The organism is Pelagibius marinus, assembly GCF_014925385.1.
In the GTDB taxonomy this organism is placed as follows: Bacteria; Pseudomonadota; Alphaproteobacteria; order Kiloniellales; family Kiloniellaceae; genus Pelagibius; species Pelagibius marinus.
This window is the reverse complement of record NZ_JACSDK010000009.1, coordinates 342,829-363,178: the sequence shown is the minus strand read 5'-3', so window position 1 is coordinate 363,178 and position 20,350 is coordinate 342,829. Positions and strand designations below refer to the sequence as shown.

Sequence of the window (20,350 nt, the reverse complement as noted above, 5' to 3'; positions counted from 1 at the left end):
CCGCGCCGCTTCTAGCGGCTTTGATGTGCGCCCGTAGCTCAATTGGATAGAGCACCTGACTACGGATCAGGAGGTTGGGAGTTCGAATCTTCCCGGGCGCGCCATAATCCCCTGAGAATCAGCAAGAAAACGCGCTGGGAAAGTCTTCACTTTCCGCATTTCCGGATTCGTTCCGGGCCCAGGTCTCCGGTAGTTTGTGCCAGGCGGGCACGGATGCTTGGTCGCGCGACGGCTAAGGCGTCCGCTCCAGGGGGGCGCAGTCCGGCAAGGCCCAGACCAACTGCGGGACTCCGGCCACCGCGTTATGGGCTCCACCCACAGGATATCCAGAGCCTTCGCCTGATGCTTCAAGGCGCCTTGCATGCGGCAGGTTGGAGCACATCTTGCTCACGCACGCTGGGCATCGGCGTTTTGCAGGCTCAACCCGTCTCGGTCATGCCCTTTGACATCGCGGCCGCATATCCAGGTTCGACCCGTGCATCGACTACGACGCAGGCTCCCTCCTTCGCGCGGAGAAGGTCCGCCAGAGCGACGCGCGCCGCCCAATCGTCGGCGGAGCGGGACATGCGCCCCATCATGAAGACAGGATTCTTTGCACGTTCCAGGCGTGCCAGCAGGCTCTCGATTTGAGCGTCCGACGGGGACCGGTGGGTCTGGGATGGGATACGCCGCAGGACCGGGCAGGTCGGGCAGGTCGGACATCTAGGGGCTAGGTCGTGATAGACCGATGTCCCAACCTGACCCGCAGCAGACTTCTAATCGACGACCCGAACGGCATCTGGGCGCAGACCGTGACCGCGCAGACCCCGGCTAGCCCGATTTCGGTCCTGCCAGCAATCCATGTTCAAGTGCATAGCGGGTCAAGCCAGCCGTGGAAGAGATTTCAAGCTTGCTCTTGATGTTCTTTCGATGCGTTTCGACCGTGCGAACGGAAATTTCCAGCTCGCGGGCAACTTCCTTGTTGCTCTTGCCCTCGGCGAGCAACACCAGGACGGTTTGTTCACGGGAGGTAAGGGCACCTGATCTCTCCTTCTCCGCCTGTCCGGAAAGCAGCTGATGCGACACGCCCGAACTGAAGTATGTGGCGCCAGCGTGAATCGCCTCGATGGCGGTGACGATCTCGCGGGTCGGCACGTCTTTCAGGACATATCCCTGAGCTCCATACATCAGCGCATTGGAGATGTATTCCTTGTTGTCGTGCATCGAGAGGATCAGAAGCTTCGATTCCGGCAGGCGTTCCCTGATCAGTTCCGTCGCGTCCAGCCCGTTCAGGCCCGGCATGTTGATGTCCATCAGGATCACATCCGGCTTGGTGTCGGAGGCCGCACTCAAGGCGGCCTCTCCGCTGTTCACCTCGGCCACCACATGGATATGCTCGTAGTTTTCAAGACAGGCGCGGATCCCCTCCAGCACCAGCGGGTGGTCGTCCACCAACATAACCGTGATCCGCGCTTTTTGGTTCATTCTTCGCTTCCACTTTCAAGCGCTCGGTTTGAGCCTGCAGGACCGATTTGGGCAGATGGGCTTCAATGACCGCCCCCCGGTCCGAGAATTCCATCCAGATATGCCCGTCAAAGTGCTCGATGCGCTCCTGCATGTTGCGCAGGCCGAAGCCCTGGGCGCTGTCTCGGGAACGGCGGAGGCCGCTGGAACCGTTGCCGATACCGTCATCGGCGATGCGCAGAACAATCCCCGTCGGCAGGGACTCCAGGCGTAAGACAACCTTGCTGGCTTGGGCATGGCGTTCGATGTTGGTAAGCGCCTCCTGCGCGATCCGGTAAAGGGCTGTCTTGACCTCCGCCGACAGAAGATCCTTGAAGGCAACGGTCTTGATGTCCACCTCGATCCCGGTGCGCTCGGAAAACTCGGTCACCAGACTCTTGAGTGCCGGGGAGAGCCCCAGGTCATCCAGTATTTGCGGGCGCAGATCCCGTGAGATACGGCGGATTTCGCGAATGGCGTGACTGAGGCGGCCTTCACAGGTTTCAAGCGTGGACAGCAACGATTCCCCGTCTCCGTCCTTTGCCCGGTGCAAGACGGACTCCAGAACGTATCTCGCCGATACCAGGATCTGGCTGATGCCGTCGTGCAACTCGCGAGCCACACGGGCGCGCTCTTCCTCCTGGATATCGACGATCCGCTGAGTCAGCGCTTTCAGTTTCGTGTCCGCGAGGCGCCGCTCGTGGATATTGATCGCCACGCCGGTCAGGAAGACCAGGAGGACCGCAGGCACGGTGGCCAGCGCCACGATGAGGAAGGTATCCTCGATACCTTCTTCGACATCGCTGCGGATGGCGGCCGCCTGGGCAACGACATCGTCGATATAGAGGCCGGTGCCCAGCATCCATTGCCATTTGTCGAGGGCGACGGCGTATCCGATCTTGTCGGCAATCGCACCTGACGATGGCTTCTCCCACTGATAGCGATGGTAGCCGCCGCCGGCCTGCGCCTGCTTGATCAGTCCCTGGATCACCTTGTTTCCCGTCCGGTCTTCCAGGTCCCACCAGTTCTTGCCGACGCGAAATTCCTGCTTGGGATGGACGATGTTCACGCCACTGTAGTCGTAGACGAAGAAATAGCCGTCGGGACCATAGGTCATGCCGTTCAGGATCTGGCGCACCGCGTCCTGGGCCGCCGTGTCGTTGGGGCCCGCGGCGTCGTAGATGTGGCGGATCGAAGTCAGCGCCAAGCTGACGTAGTTCTGCAGCTCGGCCTGCTTCGCCGCCAGCATATTGGCTTCGAAGACCGCGATCTCCTGCTCCGACAGGTCCTTTGCCCCGCGCATCACGAGCAAGGTCACGACCACGATCGCTACGATCAGCGGCAAGGTCGCGAGCAACAGGATTTTTGATCGTAAACGCATACACTTACACGGCAACCCGGCCGATCAAACAGTGGGCCGCCGATAGTCTCCCCTGCTGTTCCCGTTTGCAGTCTAACAGATAATCCGCGGCTCTTCCGTCCGTAGTTCTTGGTATTCCCGCCGGGATACTACGCAGAGGCATAGGGGTTATCAGGCGCACCTCTACCCACTAACGCGAATTTCCCGGCCAGGGGGAGTTCGCCAGTGTGGCGCCGCAAATCCCGTCGCATTCATGGCTATGCGGCGGCCACAACAAGAAGAGCCTGATGTGCAGGCTTCTGCAAACCGGGAGGTTACGATGAAAAGGCGTCAATTTATTTCCAAAGCGGGGCTTGGTGTCGTGGGCGCCACCGCCACGCTCGCCGCACCGGCCATTGCCAGCGGCAAGAAGCAGTGGATCGCCGTGTCGGCCTTCGGCAAGGCCGGGCTGCTGGGGCAGGCGCTGGAGGAGTTCACGGCGCAGGTCGCGGCAGCCTCCAACGGGCGCCTGTCCATCAAAGCCTATCATGCGGGCGAGTTGGTGAAGCCCTTCGAGGCCATCGACGCAGTCCAGAGCGGCACCGCCCAGATGGGGTTCGGCGCTCCGTACTACTGGGCAGGAAAGTCTGATTCCATTTCCTTCGTGGCGGCGATGCCCTATGGCCTCACGGCGCAGGAACAGAACGCCTGGTGCTACTACGGCGGAGGCATCGAGATTGCCGACAAGACGGCCTATAACCCGCTGGGCCTGAAGTTCCTGCCGCTCGGCAACACCGGAAACCAGATGGGCGGCTGGTATGCCAAGGAAATTCACACGGTCGCCGACCTTGACGGCCTCAAGTTCCGCATGCCCGGCCTGGGCGGCGAAATCCTGAAGACCTTCGGCGTTAACGTGATCCTCCTGCCCGGATCCGAAGTGCTGCCCGCCCTCACCTCGGGTGCCATCGACGGCACCGAATGGATCGGTCCCGCAGCCGATATGGGCAAAGGCCTATTCAAGGTCGTCAACAACTACTACTACCCGGGTTGGCATGAGCCGGCGACAATCCTGGATGGCTTCTTCGACCTCAACGAATGGGAAGGCCTGGATGCCGACCTGAAGGCCATCGTCACCGAGGCGACGGTAGCCACCAACCTGAAGATCCTGTCCAAGTTTCAGGCCGTCAATAACGTCGCCCTGCAAAAGCTGGTGAAGGAACACGGGGTCAACATTCGCCGGTACAGCGACGAGTTGGTCCAGGCCATCGGCGCGCGGGCGACAGAGTTGCTTCCGGAGCTGGCCGCCCGCACGCCGGAGGGCAAAGAGCTGTTCAATCACATCGTCGATTTCCGCAAGGGAATGCTGGACTGGTCCGGGTACTCGGAACAGGCGTTTCTGGCGGCGCGCGGTGCGGCCTCCTTCAAGTCGGCGTAGCTGTCTTCCCAGGGGAACCTACGACCCTCGCCCTGCGGAGGTGCCGTCAGGGGAGTGACTCCCCTCTCGGAAGGACTTGGGGCTGCAATGCCACAGCCGTTGCAGCCCCATTTTTCCGCCTTTACCAACCCATCCCGGAGTGCTGACCGATGCAAACATTGTCGGCCGCCATCGACATTCTTGAATCCATAAACGACCGGATCGGAAAAGCGGTCGCCTGGCTGAATGTGCTGCTTGTCGTCAATGTATTCACCGTTGTCGTCATGCGCTATGTCTTCAGCCTGGGCTGGGTCTGGATGCAGGAGCTGTATGTCTGGACGCATGCCACGATCTTCCTGGCGGGCGCCGGCTATACGTTGCTGCACAACGGTCACGTCCGCATCGACCTGATCTATGGAATCGCCCGCCCCCGGTATAAGGCGGCGGTCGATCTCGTCGGAACTCTCTGCCTTGGACTACCTCTGGTCGGGGTGATCCTGGATCGCAGCTGGCCGATGATCCATCGGTCCTGGCTGTCGCTCGAGAAGTCGGCTGAGATCGGCGGCCTGCCCGGCTTGTTCCTTCTGAAAAGCATGATTGCCGCATTCTGCTGCATCTTTGGTTTGCAGCTTCTGGCGATGCTGCTGCGTGCCCTGCGAACCCTGGTCACGGGCGAAGCGGCCGCGGAGCAAATCGACATGGGTGCAGAAGTTGCGCGGGAGGCACTTCAATGACTGCGGAACACCTCAGTTTCATCATGTTCGGTGTCTGCCTGCTGGCGCTGGTCATGGGATATCCGGTGGCCCTGACGCTGGGGGGCGTCTCGCTGTTGTTTGCGTTCGTCGGCGACCACCTCGGGCTGTTCAACGCCGGTATGCTGATGGTCTATCCACTACGCGTTTTCGGGGTCATGAAGAACGAGCCGCTCGTCGCGGTGCCGCTCTTCATCTTCATGGGCGTCATGCTGGAGAAGTCCAACCTGGCGGGCGATCTGCTTGAAACCATGGGCAGGATGTTCGGGCGCATGCGCGGCGGGCTCGGCATATCGGTGGTCATCGTCGGCTCGCTGCTGGCAGCTTCCACCGGAATTGTCGGGGCCACGGTGGTCACCATGGGTCTCATGAGCCTGCCGGTCATGCTGCGGTCCGGCTACAGCCCCAGACTGGGGGCCGGGCTTATCTGTGCCTCTGGTACGCTGGGCCAGATCATTCCACCGTCCATCGTCCTGGTGCTGCTCGGCGACATTCTGCAGGGGGCCAACGAAATAGCTGCCCAGCGCGCCGGCAAGCTGGTCCCCGAACCCGTCACAGCCATCGATCTCTTCGCCGGGGCCCTGATTCCGGGCGTCCTGCTGGTCGGCCTCTATGTCGGCTGGCAGGTGGCCATGGCGCTGCTGCAGCCGGGCAGCTGCCCGGCGCTGAAAGGCGGCGATGCGGAAGACCGGGAGACGGTTGCGGTCCTGGAGGCGATAAAGGTCGTCCTGGCACCGGTCCTGCTGATCGTAGTTGTCCTAGGGTCGATTCTGACGGGGATCGCCACGCCGACGGAGTCCGCATCTGTCGGCGCTGTCGGCGCCACCCTGCTGGCACTGCGAGCGCGCCAGCTCAACCTCTCCATCCTGCGGGTGGTCTCGCTGCAAACCATGAAGATAACCTCCATGGTTTTCCTGATCCTGTTGGGCGCGTCCATGTTCAGTCTTGTCTTTCGAGGGTTCGGGGGGGACGTGGTGGTGGAGGAGTTTCTCTCTGATCTTCCCGGCGGGCAATTCACGGCCATGGCTGTCGTCATGCTGATCATTTTCCTGCTGGGCTTCTTCCTGGATTTCATCGAGATCATCTTTGTCGTCGTGCCGATCGTGGGGCCGATACTGATCGCCATGGGATGCGATCCCCTTTGGCTGGGGGTCATGATCGGCATCAATCTGCAAACGAGTTTTCTGACCCCGCCCTTCGGTTTCGCCCTGTTTTACCTGCGGGGCGTGGCGCCGGCGAACATGCGCACATCGGACATTTATCTGGGGGTTTTCCCGTTTATCGGGATCCAACTCGTTGCCTTGACGCTGGTCTGGATGTTCCCGGTCATAGTTACTTGGTTGCCAGAGAGGATATTCATGCCGTGACGGTCAGTTGAACCAAATCGTGACACATCAATCCCGGACAAAAGCAGCGCGGCGGATCATATCCGGCGGACGTTGAACAAGCCTGCAACGAAACATCACGGTTCGGAGATCAGCAACAACCCGGGCCAGTGTTCGCTCATGGCACCAAGCGGACGGCGCTGAGTCGGTGTTTGGTGGTCCGCTTCTGGTGCGAAGGGTCCTCGACCAGGGAGTGGGCAATTTTGCCCGAAACGGTCCAAACCAGTTTCCACTCTGCCTGATAGGCAATTGGAATGATTGAGACGGAATGAGAGACCCAGAGCGGAAACCACTTTTCCGTAATGCATTGAAATAACGTGGAAAAGTGCCATTTTTCCCGCTTTCCCGCCTCTGACTACGGATCAGGAGGTTGGGAGTTCGACTCTTCCCGGGCGCGCCATAACCCCCCGAAAATAAAATAGAAAACGGCCGGGGAAGGCCTGCGCTTTGGGCCTTGTTCCGAACCGCTTTCCAGAATCTCCGATTCGTTCCTGTGCTGCATCACAGGATGGCCGGCAAGATCGAAACCCCCGGTCCGGGCGAAGGCGGAGGCCCTGAGCCGCGGGCTGCGCGCGGGCAGGTGGCGCGCGGGCAGGTGGCGCGCGGGCGGCCGCCAGGCAATCCACGACTATCTGAACGTGAAGCTGACGCAGTTCATGCCGGCGTGACGCCTGCGCGGCGTCGGCGGCGCCCGCGTTGCGGCGGCACCGCAGCCGGGCCCGCCGTCGAGCGTATCAGGGTCTCCTTGGCCGAGGCGAGGTGCGTCCGGCAGGCGGCTTCCACCCGGGTTACGTCGCGGCTGGTCAGGGCGTCGATGTAGGCGAGGTGTTCGCGGATGGCGACTTCGTTGCGCTGGCGCTCGTCCTGCTTGTTCCACTGGTAGTGATAGTGAAAGATCATTGCGATGATCTCGTAGAAGTCCTCGACAAAACGGTTGGGCAGGGCCGCGTTGATCAGGCGGTGAAAGCGGTTGTCGAGATCGGAGAAGTCGTGGAAGCGTTGCTCGATTTCGTCGAGCAGCCGCAGGTGCTCCTCGCGCAGGGCCTCGATCTGCCGCCAGAGCGGCGAAGCGGGTGGCAGCTTCGCGAAAGCGCGCGCCGAGCGCAGCTCGAAGAGCTCGCGGATTTCGAAGAGCTCCAGCGCGAAGTCGGAGGTGAAACCCTTCAGGATCCAGCCGGCGTTGGGGCGCTTCTCAATCAGCCCGAAGCGCTGGAAGCGGTTGAGGAACTCACGGATGCTGGTGGTCGCGGTGCCGAGTTGGCGGGCCAGTTCCAGTTCGTTCACCGCGGTGCCCGGGCAGGCGTTGTCGCGCAGCATCCACTCCATGAAGCGACGTTCGACCTGGGCGCCCAGGGGCACGGTCTCGGCGTCGGGAAAGCGCTGTGTCGGCTGCACGACCGCGCGCACGCGGCGCTGGCGCGGCGCACCGGACACCGCCCCCTTGTCGGCCAGTGCGGCGAGGACCTTGCGCACCGTGGTGCGGCTGACCCCCAGGCGCGCGCCCAGGGCGTTCTCGGAGGGCAGTGCCGCGCCGACGCCCAGCTCGGCGATCAGGTCCAGCGAGTCGTTGTAGGCGCGCTTGAAGACGACGTCAGATTTCATCCCGCTCCGGCCTCTTAATTGAATTGTACTTTAATCGATAAAAAACAAATTGACCACCGGCCTAGGGTGGGTTTTTCTCGATAAGAAACAATCAAGCAAAACGGTCGGTTTGTCAGGGAGGCAAGGTGGCCAACCAGTCGGACGTCGCAACGGCCGCGCCGGAAGGTGACCGGGCCAGAGGGGGAGGCTCCGCGGTTTCGCTGGCGCTGCGGCTGCTCGGCGTGGGGCCGCTGCTGATTCTCATCGCCCTTGCGGTCGCCATCAGCCTGCTGACCCCAAACTTTCTGAAACCCGCCAACCTCAGCAATATCCTCGCGCAGTCCGCGGTGATCGCCGTCGTCGCGATCGGCCAGCACCTCGTCATCCTCACCCGCGGCATCGACCTTTCGGTCGGCGCCAACCTGGCGCTGGCCACGGTCATGGGCGGGCTGATGTTCCGCGTCACCGACTCCCCCACGCTTGTGATCCTGGCGATGCTGGCCGCCGGCACCGTGGTGGGCGCGGTCAACGGGCTGTTCTACGTCTTCGGGCGCCTGCCGCATCCCTTCATCATCACCCTGGCGACACTGAGCATCTGCAAGGGGCTGGCGCTGGAACTGAGCATCGGCCACACCACCATGCGCGGCATGCCCGATGCCATCACCTTCATCGGCGGCGCGTCGTCCTTCGGCTTTCCCAATTCCTTCTTCGTCGTCTTCGGCGTCGCCACCATCGTCCTGGTGCTCACCAAGACCATGGTCTGGGGGCGCTGGATCTATGCCGTCGGCGGCGATCCGGAGTCGGCGCGGGAACTCGGCATACCGGTGAAGGGCGTGCTGCTGTCGACCTACATGATCTCCGGGCTCTGCGCGGGCATCGGCGCAGTCGTGCTCTCCGGCCGCACCGGCGCCAGCTCGCCGCTCTACGGTAACCTGCTGGAGCTCGACACCATCGCCGCGGTGATCATCGGCGGCGCCAGCTTCCTGGGCGGGCGCGGCAACCTCGGCCACGCGCTGATCGGCGCGCTGATGATCGGCGTGATCCGCAACGCGCTCAACCTGATGAACGTGAACGTCTTCTTCCAGATGATCGCCATCGGCGTCATCATCGTAGCGGCGGTGGAGGCCGACGTGCTGCGCAACTACCTGGAAAAGCGCGCACGGACGATCCAGGCGGCGAAGACCCAATGACGGCCGCCGCGACCCCTCCCGTGCTCACGGTGCGCAACGCCCAGAAGCGTTTCGGCGCGGTGCATGCCCTGAAGAACGTCAGCCTGGAAGCCTATCGCGGCGAAGTGCTGGCGCTGCTGGGAGACAACGGCGCCGGGAAATCGACGCTGGTGAAGTGCATCAGCGGCGTGCACGCCCTGGACGAAGGCGAAATCCTGCTCGACGGCGAGGCCGCGCCGGTCCACTCACCGGCCGCCGCTCGACGCGCCGGCATCGAGACCGTCTACCAGGATCTCGCGCTGTTCGACAACCTGACGCCGGCGGAGAACTTCTACTGCGGCCGGGAGATCGCCTGGCCGCGCTGGCTGCCGCGGGGCCTGCGCTTCCTCGACCGCCGCGCCATGAACCGGGATACCGCGGCGGTGCTGGAGCGCCTCAGGGTCAAGCTGCCCAAGCTCGACGCGCCGGTGGCGCTGATGTCCGGCGGCCAGCGCCAGGCGATCGCAGTGGCCCGCGCAACGGTCTTCGCACGCAAGCTGGTGATCCTCGACGAGCCGACCGCCGCCCTGGGCCTGCGCGAGTCGCGCAAGGTGCTGGATCTCATCGTACAGCTGCGCGCGGAGGGCAACGCGGTGATCGTCATTACCCACAACATGGAGCAGGTGGTCGAGCTTGCGGACCGCGCGGTGGTGCTGCGCCAGGGCCGCAAGGTCGGCGAGCTGCGGCCGAGCCGTGCCAGCCAGCAGGAGCTGGTCTCCATGATCGTCGGTGCCGAGGGGTAACGGACCTCGCCGCCGGCAGACGGCGGAAAACGAGTCGTTCCGCTGCGGAACGATGAAAAAATGGGAGGAAATAAAATGAAACTGCGAATGCTGCTAGGGAGTATGGCGCTGCTTGCCGGGATTGCCGGCCCGGCGTCGGCGGCCGATCCGGTGAAGATCGGCTTCATTACGAAGTTTCCGGTCCCGTTCTTTGCCACCATGGAGAACGCCGCCAAGGACTATGCGGCAGCCAACCCGGGCGTTGAGATCATCTACGGCCAGGGGGCCTCGGCAACCGACATCGAAGGGCAAATCGCGCTCATCGAGTCCATGGTCATTAACGGCGTCCAGGGCATCGCCATCACGCCGGTCGATCCCACCGTGGCGCCGGCGCTGGACAAGGCGATCGCTTCGGGCGTGAAGGTGGTCCTGATGGACAACAACATTCCCGACTGGGACGGCCGGACGGCGCTGGCGACCACGGACAACTACGCCGCCGGAAAGATCGCCGGGGAGTACCTGAAGACCAAGCTGAAGGATGGTGACACCCTGGGCATCCTGGAAGGCGTGCCCGGCGTGCCGTCCCTCGACGATCGGGTGAACGGCATGCTTGAGGGGCTGCAGGGCGTCGACGTCAAGATCGTCGGCCGCGGGGCGACCAACTGCACCGAAGAGCTGGGCATCAACGTCGCCCAGGACCTCCTGACCGCCAACCCCGACATCAAGTCGATCTTCTCCGCCTGCGGTCCGCCGGCGGCGGGTGCCGCGCAGGCGATCAAGAACGCCGACCTGGACCAGCGCCCCATCCTGGTGGGCTTCGACTTCTGCTGCGGCGAAGCGGAGGCCCTTGCCGCGGGTACCGAGGATGCCACGGTCGCGCAGTTCCCGTCCAAGATGGCGGAGCTCGGCGTGGATGCCTTGGTCAAGGCCATTCGCGGTGAACGCGTCGAATCGCTGATCGACTCCGGCGCGGCGCTGGTCACCAAGGAAAACATGAGCAAGTTCCAGTAAGGAGGTGGCGAAGGCCGGCAGGTATGCCGGCCTTCGCTTTGCCGCTTGCGAAACAAGTCCGAACCGGAGGTGTCTGCGGTGGAAGCCCTTGTCTGCGTGGAACCCGGCAGGTTGGAGTTGCGCCAGTCGCCGGCGCCTGAAGCGGGCCCGGAGGCGGCACTGGTGCGCCCGCATCGGGTCGGGCTCTGCGGCACCGACTACCATATCTATGAGGGCAAGCACCCTTTCCTCGAATACCCGAGGGTGATGGGGCACGAACTGGCTGTCGAGGTTGTTGAGGCGCCTCCGGGAGCTGGCGTCGCGCCGGGAGAGATCTGCGTGGTCAATCCTTATCTCTCCTGCGGGGATTGCGTCGCCTGCCGGGCAGGCAAGCCGAACTGCTGTACCCGCATCTCGGTGCTGGGCGTGCACCAGGACGGCGGCATGGCCGGACGGCTCTGCGTGCCGCTGCCCAACCTGATACCCGCTCAGGGTTTGAGCGTAGACCAGTGCGCGACCGTGGAATTCCTCTCCATCGGCGCCCACGCCGTGCGGCGCGGCGCGGTGCGCGGCGGCGACAGGGCGCTGGTCGTCGGGGCCGGGCCGATCGGCCTCGGCGCCGCGCTCTTCGCGCGGCTGGCCGGTGCCAGCGTGACGGTGATGGACCGCGATCCCGAGCGCGCCGAAACGGCGAAGGCCGTCACCGGGGCCGAGGCGGCGTTGGCGGGGGGCGATGTCGCGCCGGCCATTGGCGAACTGACGGGCGGCGAGGGTTTCGATATCGTCTTCGACGCGACGGGCAGCCAGCAGGCGATCGAAGCCGGCTTCGAATTCGTCGCGCACGGCGGGCGCTACGTGCTGGTCAGCGTCGTCAAGGAGACGATCACCTTCTCGGACCCGGTCTTCCACAGCCGGGAGATGACCCTGCTGGGCAGCCGGAACGCCACCTCGGCGGATTTCGCGCATGTCATGTCGGCGATCAGGGAGGGGGCCGTCCCGGTCGACCGCCTGATCACGCATCGTATCCCCTTGCGCGAGGCGGCCAGCAGCATTCCTGTCTGGGCGGCCCGGAAGTCGGGGCTGATAAAGGCTGTCATCGAAATTGACTGAGCCGGCACCAAGCCGGCACCACTTTCCTCTCTGCTTCATGGCGGAGCGCTGGTGACCGTCCGCAATGCCAAACGCCCCGGTAGCCGGGCGGTTGGTGCCGCCTGATCGGGGTCCCCCCCGACTGGCAGGCCCTGGCACAAGGAGAGCATTGGACCGGGCAAGCTTGGACATCGGCCTTGGGTACGCAGGAGACACCGTCCAGGCCACGACGTTGCCCTATCCGAAAGCGTGCGAACCGGTTTCCACTCTGACCGATAAGGCTTTGGAATCACCGAGGTGGAATGAGAGTCCCTAAATGGAGACGGCCTTCCTTCTTACGCCATTCAAAATACGTATGAAATAATGACCTTGAGGCAGGCCCGCCCCTGACTGCGGATCAGGAGGTTGGGAGTTCGAGTCTTCCCGGGCGCGCCACAATCCCCTGAAAATCAGCAAGAAAAAGGGCTGGGAAAGTCTTCACTTTCCGCATTTCCGGATTCGTTCAAAGCTCCGTTCCCAGTGCCGGGGAGGGGCTCCGCTGGCCGCTTCACTTTCGGGGAACACGAGGGGGCGTGGTCCCCTTGGCTCCTCGGCGATGGGCCGGGCCACCATGGCGCGCCTGCCGGAGGGAGCGCGCGAATACCTGCTGCGGGCCTGCGCGCGCGATCCCGAGACCTTTGCGAAGATCGAACAGGGTGTCGAGTAGGCGCTGCGCGATCTCGACAGCCAGGGCTTTGTCACTTCCTTCGGCGACTGGCGCCCCGGCGTGAACGCCATCGGCGTGCCCGTGCTTTCGCTGAACCGCGAGCGTGTCTTCGGCCTCATCTGTGGCGGTCCTTCATTCACCGCCTCCGCCGAGCATCTCAGCGAGAAGGTTGGACCGCGCCTGGTGAAGATCGCTGCCGACTTGAGCGCGCCGGCGGAAGCTTCCGTCTCCGCACTCGCCGCGCGCTAGGCGCCTTCCTCCAGAAGGACACGCGACAGCCACTCGGCGGCGACGACCGGTGCCTTACCGCCCTGTACCTCCACCGTCACTGCGTATTTCAGGGTGAGTTCGCCCGGTTTGCGCTCGTCGGCCTGCATCAGGTTGAAGCGCGCACGGACTTTGGCACCCGCCGGCACGGGGGCGAGGAATCGGATTTTATCAAAGCCGTAGTTGATGCGCGCTCCAGCGTTCTTGAAGTGGGGCAGGGCGTTGCGCGCCATGACCGGCAGCAGCGACAGCGTGAGGAAGCCGTGCGCCACGGTGCCGCCGTAGGGCGATTCCTTTTTGGCGCGCGCCGGGTCGACATGGATGAACTGCTTGTCGCCGGTGACCTCGGCGAAGGCGTCGATCAACGGCTGGCCGACGCAAACCCAGTCGGAGACGCCGACTTCCGATCCCGTCAGCCCCTTCCACTCCTCGGCACTCAACGCCACGGTCGCTGTCATCGACATTCCGCTCCAAGATCCGGGTGACTTACTTGGCCGTGCGCCGGGCCAAGGCGTCAACCGAGCAGAGGCGTTGCTTGGGCCACGGCCGCGGCCCTTCAGACCTGGGTGACACCCCGGTCGCGCACGCTTTCCATCGAGACGAAGGTGGAGGTGGAGGCGACGTGCGGCAGGCGCGAGATGCTCTCGCTCAGCACCCGGCGGTAGTCGCCGATGTCGCGGGTGCGCACCTTCACCAGGTAATCGAAGCCGCCGGCGATCATGTGACATTCCTCCACCTCGGCGATCTGCCGCACCGCCGCGTTGAAGGCCTGCAGCGCCTGCTCGCGGGTGTCGGCCAGCCGCACCTCCAAAAAGGCCACGTGCTCCAGGCCCAGGCGCCCGGCCGAGAGCTCGGCGCCATAGCCGGTGATCACCCCCTCCGCCTCCAGGCGCTTCACCCTGGCGGTGACCGGCGTTTTCGACAGGCCGACCTTCTGGCCGAGCTCGATCATTGAGATTCGCGCGTTTCGCGCCAACTCGTTGAGAATGGCGCGGTCGATCCGGTCCAGCTTGAGTGGGGAAGTGTCGGCCAATTCCGTATTCCTGCGAAAGCATGAAAGATCAGGCGTTTTGCCTATGATATAGCCAGATTTGGTCAAAAGAAACGGCCTTATCGGTATATCATGGGTCGTTCGGGCCAACAGGAGTGCCAAGAGGGGGTGGATGAAGATGATCGACCTCGATCCACGATGGGACACAAACAAGCGGCGTGACGAGGCCGAGGTGTTGCAGGCCTTGACCGAGATGGCCGCCCTCGACGCCGGCGCGCGCGCCACGGTCGTCGAGCGTGCCGCGGCGCTGGTGGAGCGAATCCGCGCCGAGGCGCGGCCGGGCCTGATGGATGTCTTCCTCGCCGAATACGGGCTCTCGACCGACGAGGGCGTGGCGCTCATGTGCCTGGCCGAGGCGCTGCTGCGGGTGCCCGACGCCGAGACCATCGACGCCCTGATCGAGGACAAGATCGCCCCCTCGGACTGGAGCCGGCACATCGGCCACTCCTCCTCGCCGCTTGTCAACGCCTCGACCTGGGGACTGCTGCTCACCGGCAAGGTGCTGGAGGCCGACCGGCCGGGGATCGCGGGCACTCTGCGCGGCATGATCCGGCGCCTGGGAGAACCCGTCATCCGCACCGCCGTCGGCCAGGCGATGCGCGAGATGGGGCGCCAGTTCGTGCTGGGCCAGGACATCGAGGCGGCGATGACGCGTGCCCAGGGGAAGGAGGCAAAGGGCTTCACTTATTCCTACGACATGCTGGGCGAGGCCGCCATGACCCGGAGCGACGCGGCGCGCTACGCGAGGGCTTACGCGCAGGCCATCGCCGCCATCGCCGAGGCCTGCAGCGCGTCGGAGATCGCCGCCAATCCGGGCATCTCGGTCAAGCTCTCGGCATTGCACCCGCGCTACGAGGTGGCCAAGACCGCCAGGATCATGGACGAGCTGGTGCCGGTGGTGCGCGATCTCGCGCGCAAGGCCGCCCAGGCGGGCATGGGGCTCAACATCGATGCCGAGGAGGCCGACCGCCTGGGCCTCTCGCTGAAGGTGATCGAGGCGGTGCTGGCCGATCCCGCGCTGGCGGGCTGGGACGGTTTCGGCGTCGTGGTCCAGGCTTACGGCCGCCGCGCCCCCGACGTGATCGACGGCCTCTACGAGATGGCTGAACGTCACGACCGGCGCATCATGGTCCGGCTGGTGAAAGGGGCCTACTGGGACACGGAGATCAAGCACGCCCAGGTCGAGGGCCTGGAGGACTTCCCTGTCTTCACCCGCAAGGCCGCCACCGACGTCAGCTACCTGGGCAACGCGCGCAAGCTGTTGGGTCTCACCGACCGCCTCTACCCGCAGTTCGCCACCCACAACGCCCACACCGTCGCCGCGATCTTGGAAATGGCCGCGGGGCAGGACCGCGCCACCTTCGAGTTCCAGCGCCTGCACGGCATGGGCGAGGCGCTGCACGACATCGTGCATGCGGAGGAAGGCACGCGCTGCCGTATCTACGCGCCGGTCGGCGCCCACCGCGACCTGCTCGCCTACCTGGTACGCCGGCTGCTGGAGAACGGCGCCAACTCCTCCTTCGTGAACCAGATCGTCGACCGCAACGTTCCGGCGCGCACGGTGGCGGCCTGTCCCTTCGAAGCCCTGGAAGGGGCACCGGGCCGCTTCGAGCCGGTGGTGCGGACCGGGCCCGAGATCTTCGCGCCCGAACGGCGGAACGCGCGCGGTTTCGACCTCTTTGACGTGACGGAACTGGCGCGGATCGACGCGGCGCGCAAACCTCTCGAGCCCTGGCGGGTGCAACCGCTGCTCGCCGGGCCCGTGCAGGGCGGAGAGGTGGAGACGGCCCGCAATCCCGCCACCGGCACGGTCATCGGCGAGGTCGTCAGCGCCAGCGCGACGGATGTCGAGACGGCGCTGGCGGCGGCCCGGCCGTGGGACGCGCCGGTCGCCGAGCGCGCTGCCGTGCTGCGCCGGGCCGCGGAGCTCTACGAGCGCGATTTCGGCGAGCTCTTCGCGCTGCTGGCCGGCGAGGCCGGCAAGACGCTGCCCGACGCGGTGGCCGAACTGCGCGAGGCGGTCGACTTCCTGCGCTACTACGCGGGTGAGGCCGAGCACCTCGCCGGACCGCCGCGCGGGATCTTCACCTGCATCAGCCCCTGGAACTTCCCGCTGGCCATCTTCAGCGGACAGATCGCCGCCGCCCTGGCCGCCGGCAACGGCGTGCTGGCCAAGCCCGCTGAGACGACGCCGGCCATCGCCGCCTGGGGCGTGCGGCGCCTGCACGAGGCGGGCGTGCCGCGCGCGGCCTTGCAGCTGCTGCCGGGCGCGGGTGGCGTCGTCGGCGCGGCGCTGACCTCCGATCCGCGGGTGAACGGCGTGGCCTTCACCGGCTCCACCGCCACCGCGCGGGCCATCCAGCGCAACATCGCCCGGCACCTCGAGCCGGGCACGCCGCTGATCGCCGAGACCGGCGGGCTCAACGCCATGATCGTCGACAGCACCGCGCTGCCCGAGCAGGCGGTCCGTGACATCGTGGTCTCCGCCTTCCAGTCCGCCGGCCAGCGCTGCTCGGCGCTGCGCTGCCTCTACGTTCAGGAGGATACCGCCGACACACTGCAGGAGATGATCGTCGGCGCCATGCAGGAGCTGGAACTGGGCGATCCCTGGCGACTCTCCACCGACGTCGGCCCCGTCATCACCGAAGCGGCCCAGAGGAGTATTACCGCCTATGTTCTGCAAGCGGAGCTGGAGGGGCGCCTGATCCACCGCCTCGAGACCTTGCCGGGCGGTCATTTCGTGGCGCCCGCGCTGATCGCCGTCGAGGGGATCGGCGATCTGGAGCGCGAGGTCTTCGGCCCGGTGCTGCACCTGGCGACCTTCAAGGCGGGCCAGCTCGACAAGGTGATCAAGGCGGTGAACGCGACCGGGTACGGACTGACCTTCGGCCTGCACACCCGCATTGACGACCGGGTTCAGAAGATTGCCGATTCGGTCCACGCCGGGAACATCTACGCCAACCGCAACCAGATCGGCGCCATCGTCGGCTCCCAGCCCTTCGGCGGCGAGGGGCTTTCGGGCACCGGCCCCAAGGCGGGCGGCCCGAATTACCTGCCGCGCTTCACGCGCCGGCCGGCCGCGCGCCACAACTTCGATAAAGACATCTCCGCCGAGCCCGCGCGCGTCGCTTCGGCGCTGACCGCGCCCGAGGGGCGGAAGGCGGTCTGGTCGCGGCTCATGCCGGGGCCGACCGGCGAGCTGAACCGGCTGTTCACCTATCCGCGCCCGCCCGTGCTCTGCCTCGGGCCCGGCGCGTCGGCCACGCGCGACCAGGTCGCCGCGGTCGAGCTGCTGGGCGGTCACGCCGTCGCCGTCGAAGGGCGGCTGGCGCCGGAGCGCCTCGCCACCCTCCCCGCCTTCGGCGCCGTCATCTGGTGGGGCGACGAGGCGGCGGCCCGCGACTACGCCTGCGCGCTCGCCGAACGCGACGGACCGATTGTCCCGCTGGTCACCGGCCGGCCCGACAGCGCCCATGCCCTCTACGAGCGCCACCTCTGCGTCGACACCACCGCGGCAGGCGGCAACGCGAGCCTTCTCGCCGGCGGCATGTCCTCCTGATCGTCCCTCGGCGTCCGGATCCTCCGGGCGCGTCACCTCTCTGCGAAGCCAGCCGGGCAGTCGGATCTGAAAGGCTTTCGCCTTCCGATTCCTGTGCTTGACCAAAGTCAATTACAAGCCGTCGAAACCTGCCTGAATGGAGAGGCGGCTGGAATCGGATGTCGAATTCTTGCAGGCGCCCTTCGTGACACCCGCCGACGCGGGCACAGCCGCGGCGATGCGCGCCTGGCGCGTGGCGACCGGTTAGCCGGAGGGTGCGGCCTGTCTCCGCCATTGATCCTGAGGGGGATGAGAATGAGCGACAGCAACACACCTGAAGCGGGCGGCGGCGAAGCGGCGAAACAGGAGCCGGTGCCCGTCATGCAACGCGTTCTGGACAACCCCTTCCTTCTGCTCTTCCTCGGCGTCACGATCCCTGCCGTCCTCTACATTGTCTGGGGCGTGATGGAGGTGGCTTCCGTTCCCGTTGCCAACTGACGGCACTTCTTATCGCGAGGCAGCATCATGGCCGTTACCCCACCGACAAACCGCCTCTGGTGGAAGGAACCGATCCACGGCACCGAGCTGGGCTGGATCATCATCGCCTTCCTCTGGGGCCTCTTCATGTTCTTCTTCATGATCGCCTGGCATTTCATCGGCGAGCAGAACCTGTCGACCGAGACCTACCGCATCCGGCCGGAGAGCTATGTGGAGAAGGTCGAGGCCTTCGCCGAGGAGTACCAGGCCATTGGGGCTGACGGCGAGCCCCTTGAGGAAGAGGGGGTCCCCGTCGTTCGTCCGCCGGCCGGTGGCGATGTCTACATCCTGGCGCGGCTGTGGGAGTTCTGGCCGATCCTGGAATTGCAGAAGGGCCAGAGCTACCGCATTCATCTGTCGTCGGCGGACTGGCAGCACGGCTTCTCCCTGCAGCCGACCAACATCAACATCTCCGTCCATCCGGGTTACGAGCACGTCGTGACCCTGACGCCGACCGATAGCGGCGTCTTTGGCATCATCTGCAACGAGTTCTGCGGGATCGGTCATCACACGATGACAGGGCGCATCCGCGTCGTCGAGTAAGGGGTAAGGGCATGACCACGATTGAAGAAGGCGCCTTCGCGGCCCCGGGCATCGAAGCCAACTATCGCACCTGCCGTTTCACCGGGCTGCGGGTCGAACGCAACGCCGAGCTGCTGATCCGCGTCAACGCCGTGGCGGCGGTGGTCTTCCTGGCCCTCGGCGGGGTGATGGGACTGCTGGTCGCGCTGACGCGCTGGCCGGCGGTGCAGCTGCTGCCGGCGGAGATGTTCTATCTGGTCCTGACCGGCCACGGCGCCAACGTGCTGCTGTTCTGGATCATCTTCTTCGAGATCGCCGTGCTCTATTTCGCCTCCGCCGTGGTGCTGGGGGCGAGACTCGCGACGCCGCGATTCGCCTGGCTTTCCTTCGTGCTGATGCTCGTTGGCGCGGGCATGGCGAACTACGCGGTCCTGCGCGGCGACTCCTCGGTGATGTTCACCTCCTACCCGCCGATGATGGCCTCGCAGTGGTTCTATCTCTCGCTGATCATCTTCGCGGTCGGGGCGCTGATCGGGGTCATGGTGTTTTTCGGAACCCTTGTGGTGGCCAAGGCGGAGCAGACCTATAACGGCTCGGTGCCGCTGGTCACCTTCGGCGCGATCACGGCCGGCATCATCGCGGTCTTCACCCTGGCCTCCGGCGCCATCATCCTGATCCCCACCTGGCTGTGGTCGATCGGCCTGGTCTCCGAGATCGACTCGCTGATGTACAAGGTCGTGTGGTGGGGCATGGGGCACTCGTCGCAGCAGATCAACGTCTCCGCCCATGTCGCGATCTGGTATGCGATCGGGGCCATGGTCGTCGGTGCCAAGCCGCTATCGGAGAAGGTCAGCCGCATGGCCTTCCTCATGTACATCCTCTTCCTGCAGCTCGCCTCCGCCCACCACCTGCTGGCCGAGCCGGGCATGAGCTCGACCTGGAAGATCGTCAACACCAGCTACATGATGTATCTGGCCGTCATGGGGTCCATGGTCCACGGCCTGACGGTGCCCGGCGCGATCGAGGCGGCGCAGCGCCGCAACGGCTTCACGCGCGGCGCCTTCGAATGGCTGACCAAGGCGCCCTGGGGCAACCCGGCTTTCGCCGGCATGTTCCTCTCGCTGGTGATGTTCGGCTTCATCGGCGGCATTTCCGGGGTCGTGCTGGGCACCGAGCAGCTCAACGTGCTGATGCACAACACGATCTATGTGCCCGGGCACTTCCACGGCACGGTGGTCGCCGGCACCACTCTGGCCTTCATGGCGATGACCTACCTCGTGGTGCCGCTGATCTTTCAGCGCGACATCATCTGGCCGGGCGTGGCGCGCTGGCAGCCCTATATCTTCGGCTTCGGCGCCGGCGGCATATCGCTCTTCATGATGGGGGCGGGCACGCTGGGCGTCGCGCGGCGTCACTGGGACCTTGCGCTGACGGATGCGGCCCATGCCTTCGAGTTCGCGCCGGGCGCCTACCTCATGATGGGACTGAACGGTATCGCGGCGATTCTGGCCGCCCTGGGCGGGATCATGTTCATAGTCGTGGTTGTCGCTTCGATCCTCGCCGGTCCACGGCTCGACCGTCCGGGGGCGAAGATGGTCTTTCCGCTGCACGACCAGGGACGCGAAGCGGTGTCGCAGTACGGCAGCGAAGGCACGCTGAAGCTGCCCGGCACAATCATCCTCGTCGGCATCTTCTTCACGGCCTTCGTGCTCTACTACTTCGTGAACTGGAAGTACCTGTCCGAGCTCTGGCTGTTCCATTGAGACA

Annotated in this window: 17 protein-coding genes and 1 tRNA gene; 13 read left to right on the top strand and 5 right to left on the bottom strand. The window is 64.9% G+C overall.

What is annotated here, in order from left to right:
* Positions 1-27 precede the first annotated feature (27 nt).
* Positions 28-104 (top strand) — tRNA-Arg (locus tag H7X47_RS11615).
* A gap of 706 nt (positions 105-810) precedes the next feature.
* Here H7X47_RS11615 and mctR read toward each other — a convergent pair.
* Entirely contained in the window at positions 811-1,437 is a 627-nt protein-coding gene (gene mctR, locus H7X47_RS11610; protein WP_322096474.1) for a two-component system response regulator MctR, read from the bottom strand.
* The gene (locus H7X47_RS11605; protein WP_322096473.1) at positions 1,385-2,839 is read right to left on the bottom strand and encodes a cache domain-containing protein; all 1,455 of its coding nucleotides are present in this window, start codon (positions 2,837-2,839) and stop codon (positions 1,385-1,387) included. Before H7X47_RS11605 ends, mctR begins: the two co-directional genes overlap by 53 nt.
* Positions 2,840-3,161: 322 nt before the next feature.
* Here H7X47_RS11605 and H7X47_RS11600 point away from each other — a divergent pair, with 322 nt between their 5' ends.
* From H7X47_RS11600 to H7X47_RS11590, 3 genes are all read left to right on the top strand, one after another.
* Positions 3,162-4,256, top strand: coding sequence for a TRAP transporter substrate-binding protein (locus tag H7X47_RS11600; protein ID WP_193368824.1), 1,095 nt, complete (start codon positions 3,162-3,164; stop codon positions 4,254-4,256).
* Positions 4,257-4,405: 149 nt separating this feature from the next.
* Positions 4,406-4,969, top strand: a complete 564-nt coding sequence (locus tag H7X47_RS11595) for a TRAP transporter small permease subunit (RefSeq protein ID WP_193368823.1) — start codon at positions 4,406-4,408, stop codon at positions 4,967-4,969.
* The gene (locus tag H7X47_RS11590) at positions 4,966-6,354 is read left to right on the top strand and encodes a TRAP transporter large permease (RefSeq protein ID WP_193368822.1); all 1,389 of its coding nucleotides are present in this window, start codon (positions 4,966-4,968) and stop codon (positions 6,352-6,354) included. Before H7X47_RS11595 ends, H7X47_RS11590 begins: the two co-directional genes overlap by 4 nt.
* A 672-nt stretch (positions 6,355-7,026) precedes the next feature.
* On the opposite strand, the gene H7X47_RS11585 is transcribed toward H7X47_RS11590, so the two are convergent.
* A complete protein-coding gene (locus H7X47_RS11585; RefSeq protein ID WP_193368821.1) occupies positions 7,027-7,974 on the bottom strand; it encodes a GntR family transcriptional regulator in 948 nt (315 codons plus the stop codon).
* Positions 7,975-8,099: 125 nt separating this feature from the next.
* Between H7X47_RS11585 and H7X47_RS11580 the strand changes: the two genes are divergently transcribed.
* From H7X47_RS11580 to H7X47_RS11560, 5 genes are all read left to right on the top strand, one after another.
* Complete coding sequence (locus tag H7X47_RS11580) at positions 8,100-9,143, top strand: ABC transporter permease (protein WP_322096472.1); 1,044 nt, start codon at positions 8,100-8,102, stop codon at positions 9,141-9,143.
* Positions 9,140-9,904 (top strand): ATP-binding cassette domain-containing protein, encoded by a 765-nt coding sequence (locus H7X47_RS11575; protein WP_193368820.1) that lies wholly within the window; start codon positions 9,140-9,142, stop codon positions 9,902-9,904. The genes H7X47_RS11580 and H7X47_RS11575 overlap by 4 nt, the downstream gene beginning before the upstream one ends.
* Positions 9,905-9,979: 75 nt before the next feature.
* The gene (locus H7X47_RS11570; RefSeq protein WP_193368819.1) at positions 9,980-10,894 is read left to right on the top strand and encodes a sugar ABC transporter substrate-binding protein; all 915 of its coding nucleotides are present in this window, start codon (positions 9,980-9,982) and stop codon (positions 10,892-10,894) included.
* 78 nt (positions 10,895-10,972) lie between these two features.
* The gene (locus H7X47_RS11565; protein WP_193368818.1) at positions 10,973-11,983 is read left to right on the top strand and encodes a zinc-binding alcohol dehydrogenase family protein; all 1,011 of its coding nucleotides are present in this window, start codon (positions 10,973-10,975) and stop codon (positions 11,981-11,983) included.
* Positions 11,984-12,728: 745 nt separating this feature from the next.
* The gene (locus H7X47_RS11560; RefSeq protein ID WP_193368817.1) at positions 12,729-12,917 is read left to right on the top strand and encodes a hypothetical protein; all 189 of its coding nucleotides are present in this window, start codon (positions 12,729-12,731) and stop codon (positions 12,915-12,917) included.
* On the opposite strand, the gene H7X47_RS11555 is transcribed toward H7X47_RS11560, so the two are convergent.
* Both H7X47_RS11555 and H7X47_RS11550 read right to left on the bottom strand, forming a co-directional pair.
* The gene (locus tag H7X47_RS11555) at positions 12,914-13,393 is read right to left on the bottom strand and encodes a MaoC family dehydratase (RefSeq protein WP_193368816.1); all 480 of its coding nucleotides are present in this window, start codon (positions 13,391-13,393) and stop codon (positions 12,914-12,916) included. The genes H7X47_RS11560 and H7X47_RS11555 overlap by 4 nt on opposite strands.
* A 98-nt stretch (positions 13,394-13,491) precedes the next feature.
* The gene (locus tag H7X47_RS11550; RefSeq protein ID WP_227010383.1) at positions 13,492-13,968 is read right to left on the bottom strand and encodes an Lrp/AsnC family transcriptional regulator; all 477 of its coding nucleotides are present in this window, start codon (positions 13,966-13,968) and stop codon (positions 13,492-13,494) included.
* Between the two features lie 130 nt (positions 13,969-14,098).
* Between H7X47_RS11550 and putA the strand changes: the two genes are divergently transcribed.
* The 4 genes from putA (at position 14,099) to H7X47_RS11530 (ending at position 20,346) form a co-directional block, all read left to right on the top strand.
* Complete coding sequence (putA, locus tag H7X47_RS11545; protein ID WP_227010382.1) at positions 14,099-17,545, top strand: bifunctional proline dehydrogenase/L-glutamate gamma-semialdehyde dehydrogenase PutA; 3,447 nt, start codon at positions 14,099-14,101, stop codon at positions 17,543-17,545.
* A gap of 294 nt (positions 17,546-17,839) precedes the next feature.
* Complete coding sequence (locus H7X47_RS11540) at positions 17,840-18,022, top strand: hypothetical protein (protein WP_193368963.1); 183 nt, start codon at positions 17,840-17,842, stop codon at positions 18,020-18,022.
* 27 nt (positions 18,023-18,049) lie between these two features.
* The gene (locus H7X47_RS11535; protein ID WP_193368815.1) at positions 18,050-18,604 is read left to right on the top strand and encodes a cupredoxin domain-containing protein; all 555 of its coding nucleotides are present in this window, start codon (positions 18,050-18,052) and stop codon (positions 18,602-18,604) included.
* A gap of 11 nt (positions 18,605-18,615) precedes the next feature.
* A complete protein-coding gene (locus tag H7X47_RS11530; RefSeq protein ID WP_193368814.1) occupies positions 18,616-20,346 on the top strand; it encodes a cytochrome c oxidase subunit I in 1,731 nt (576 codons plus the stop codon).
* Positions 20,347-20,350 lie beyond the last annotated feature (4 nt).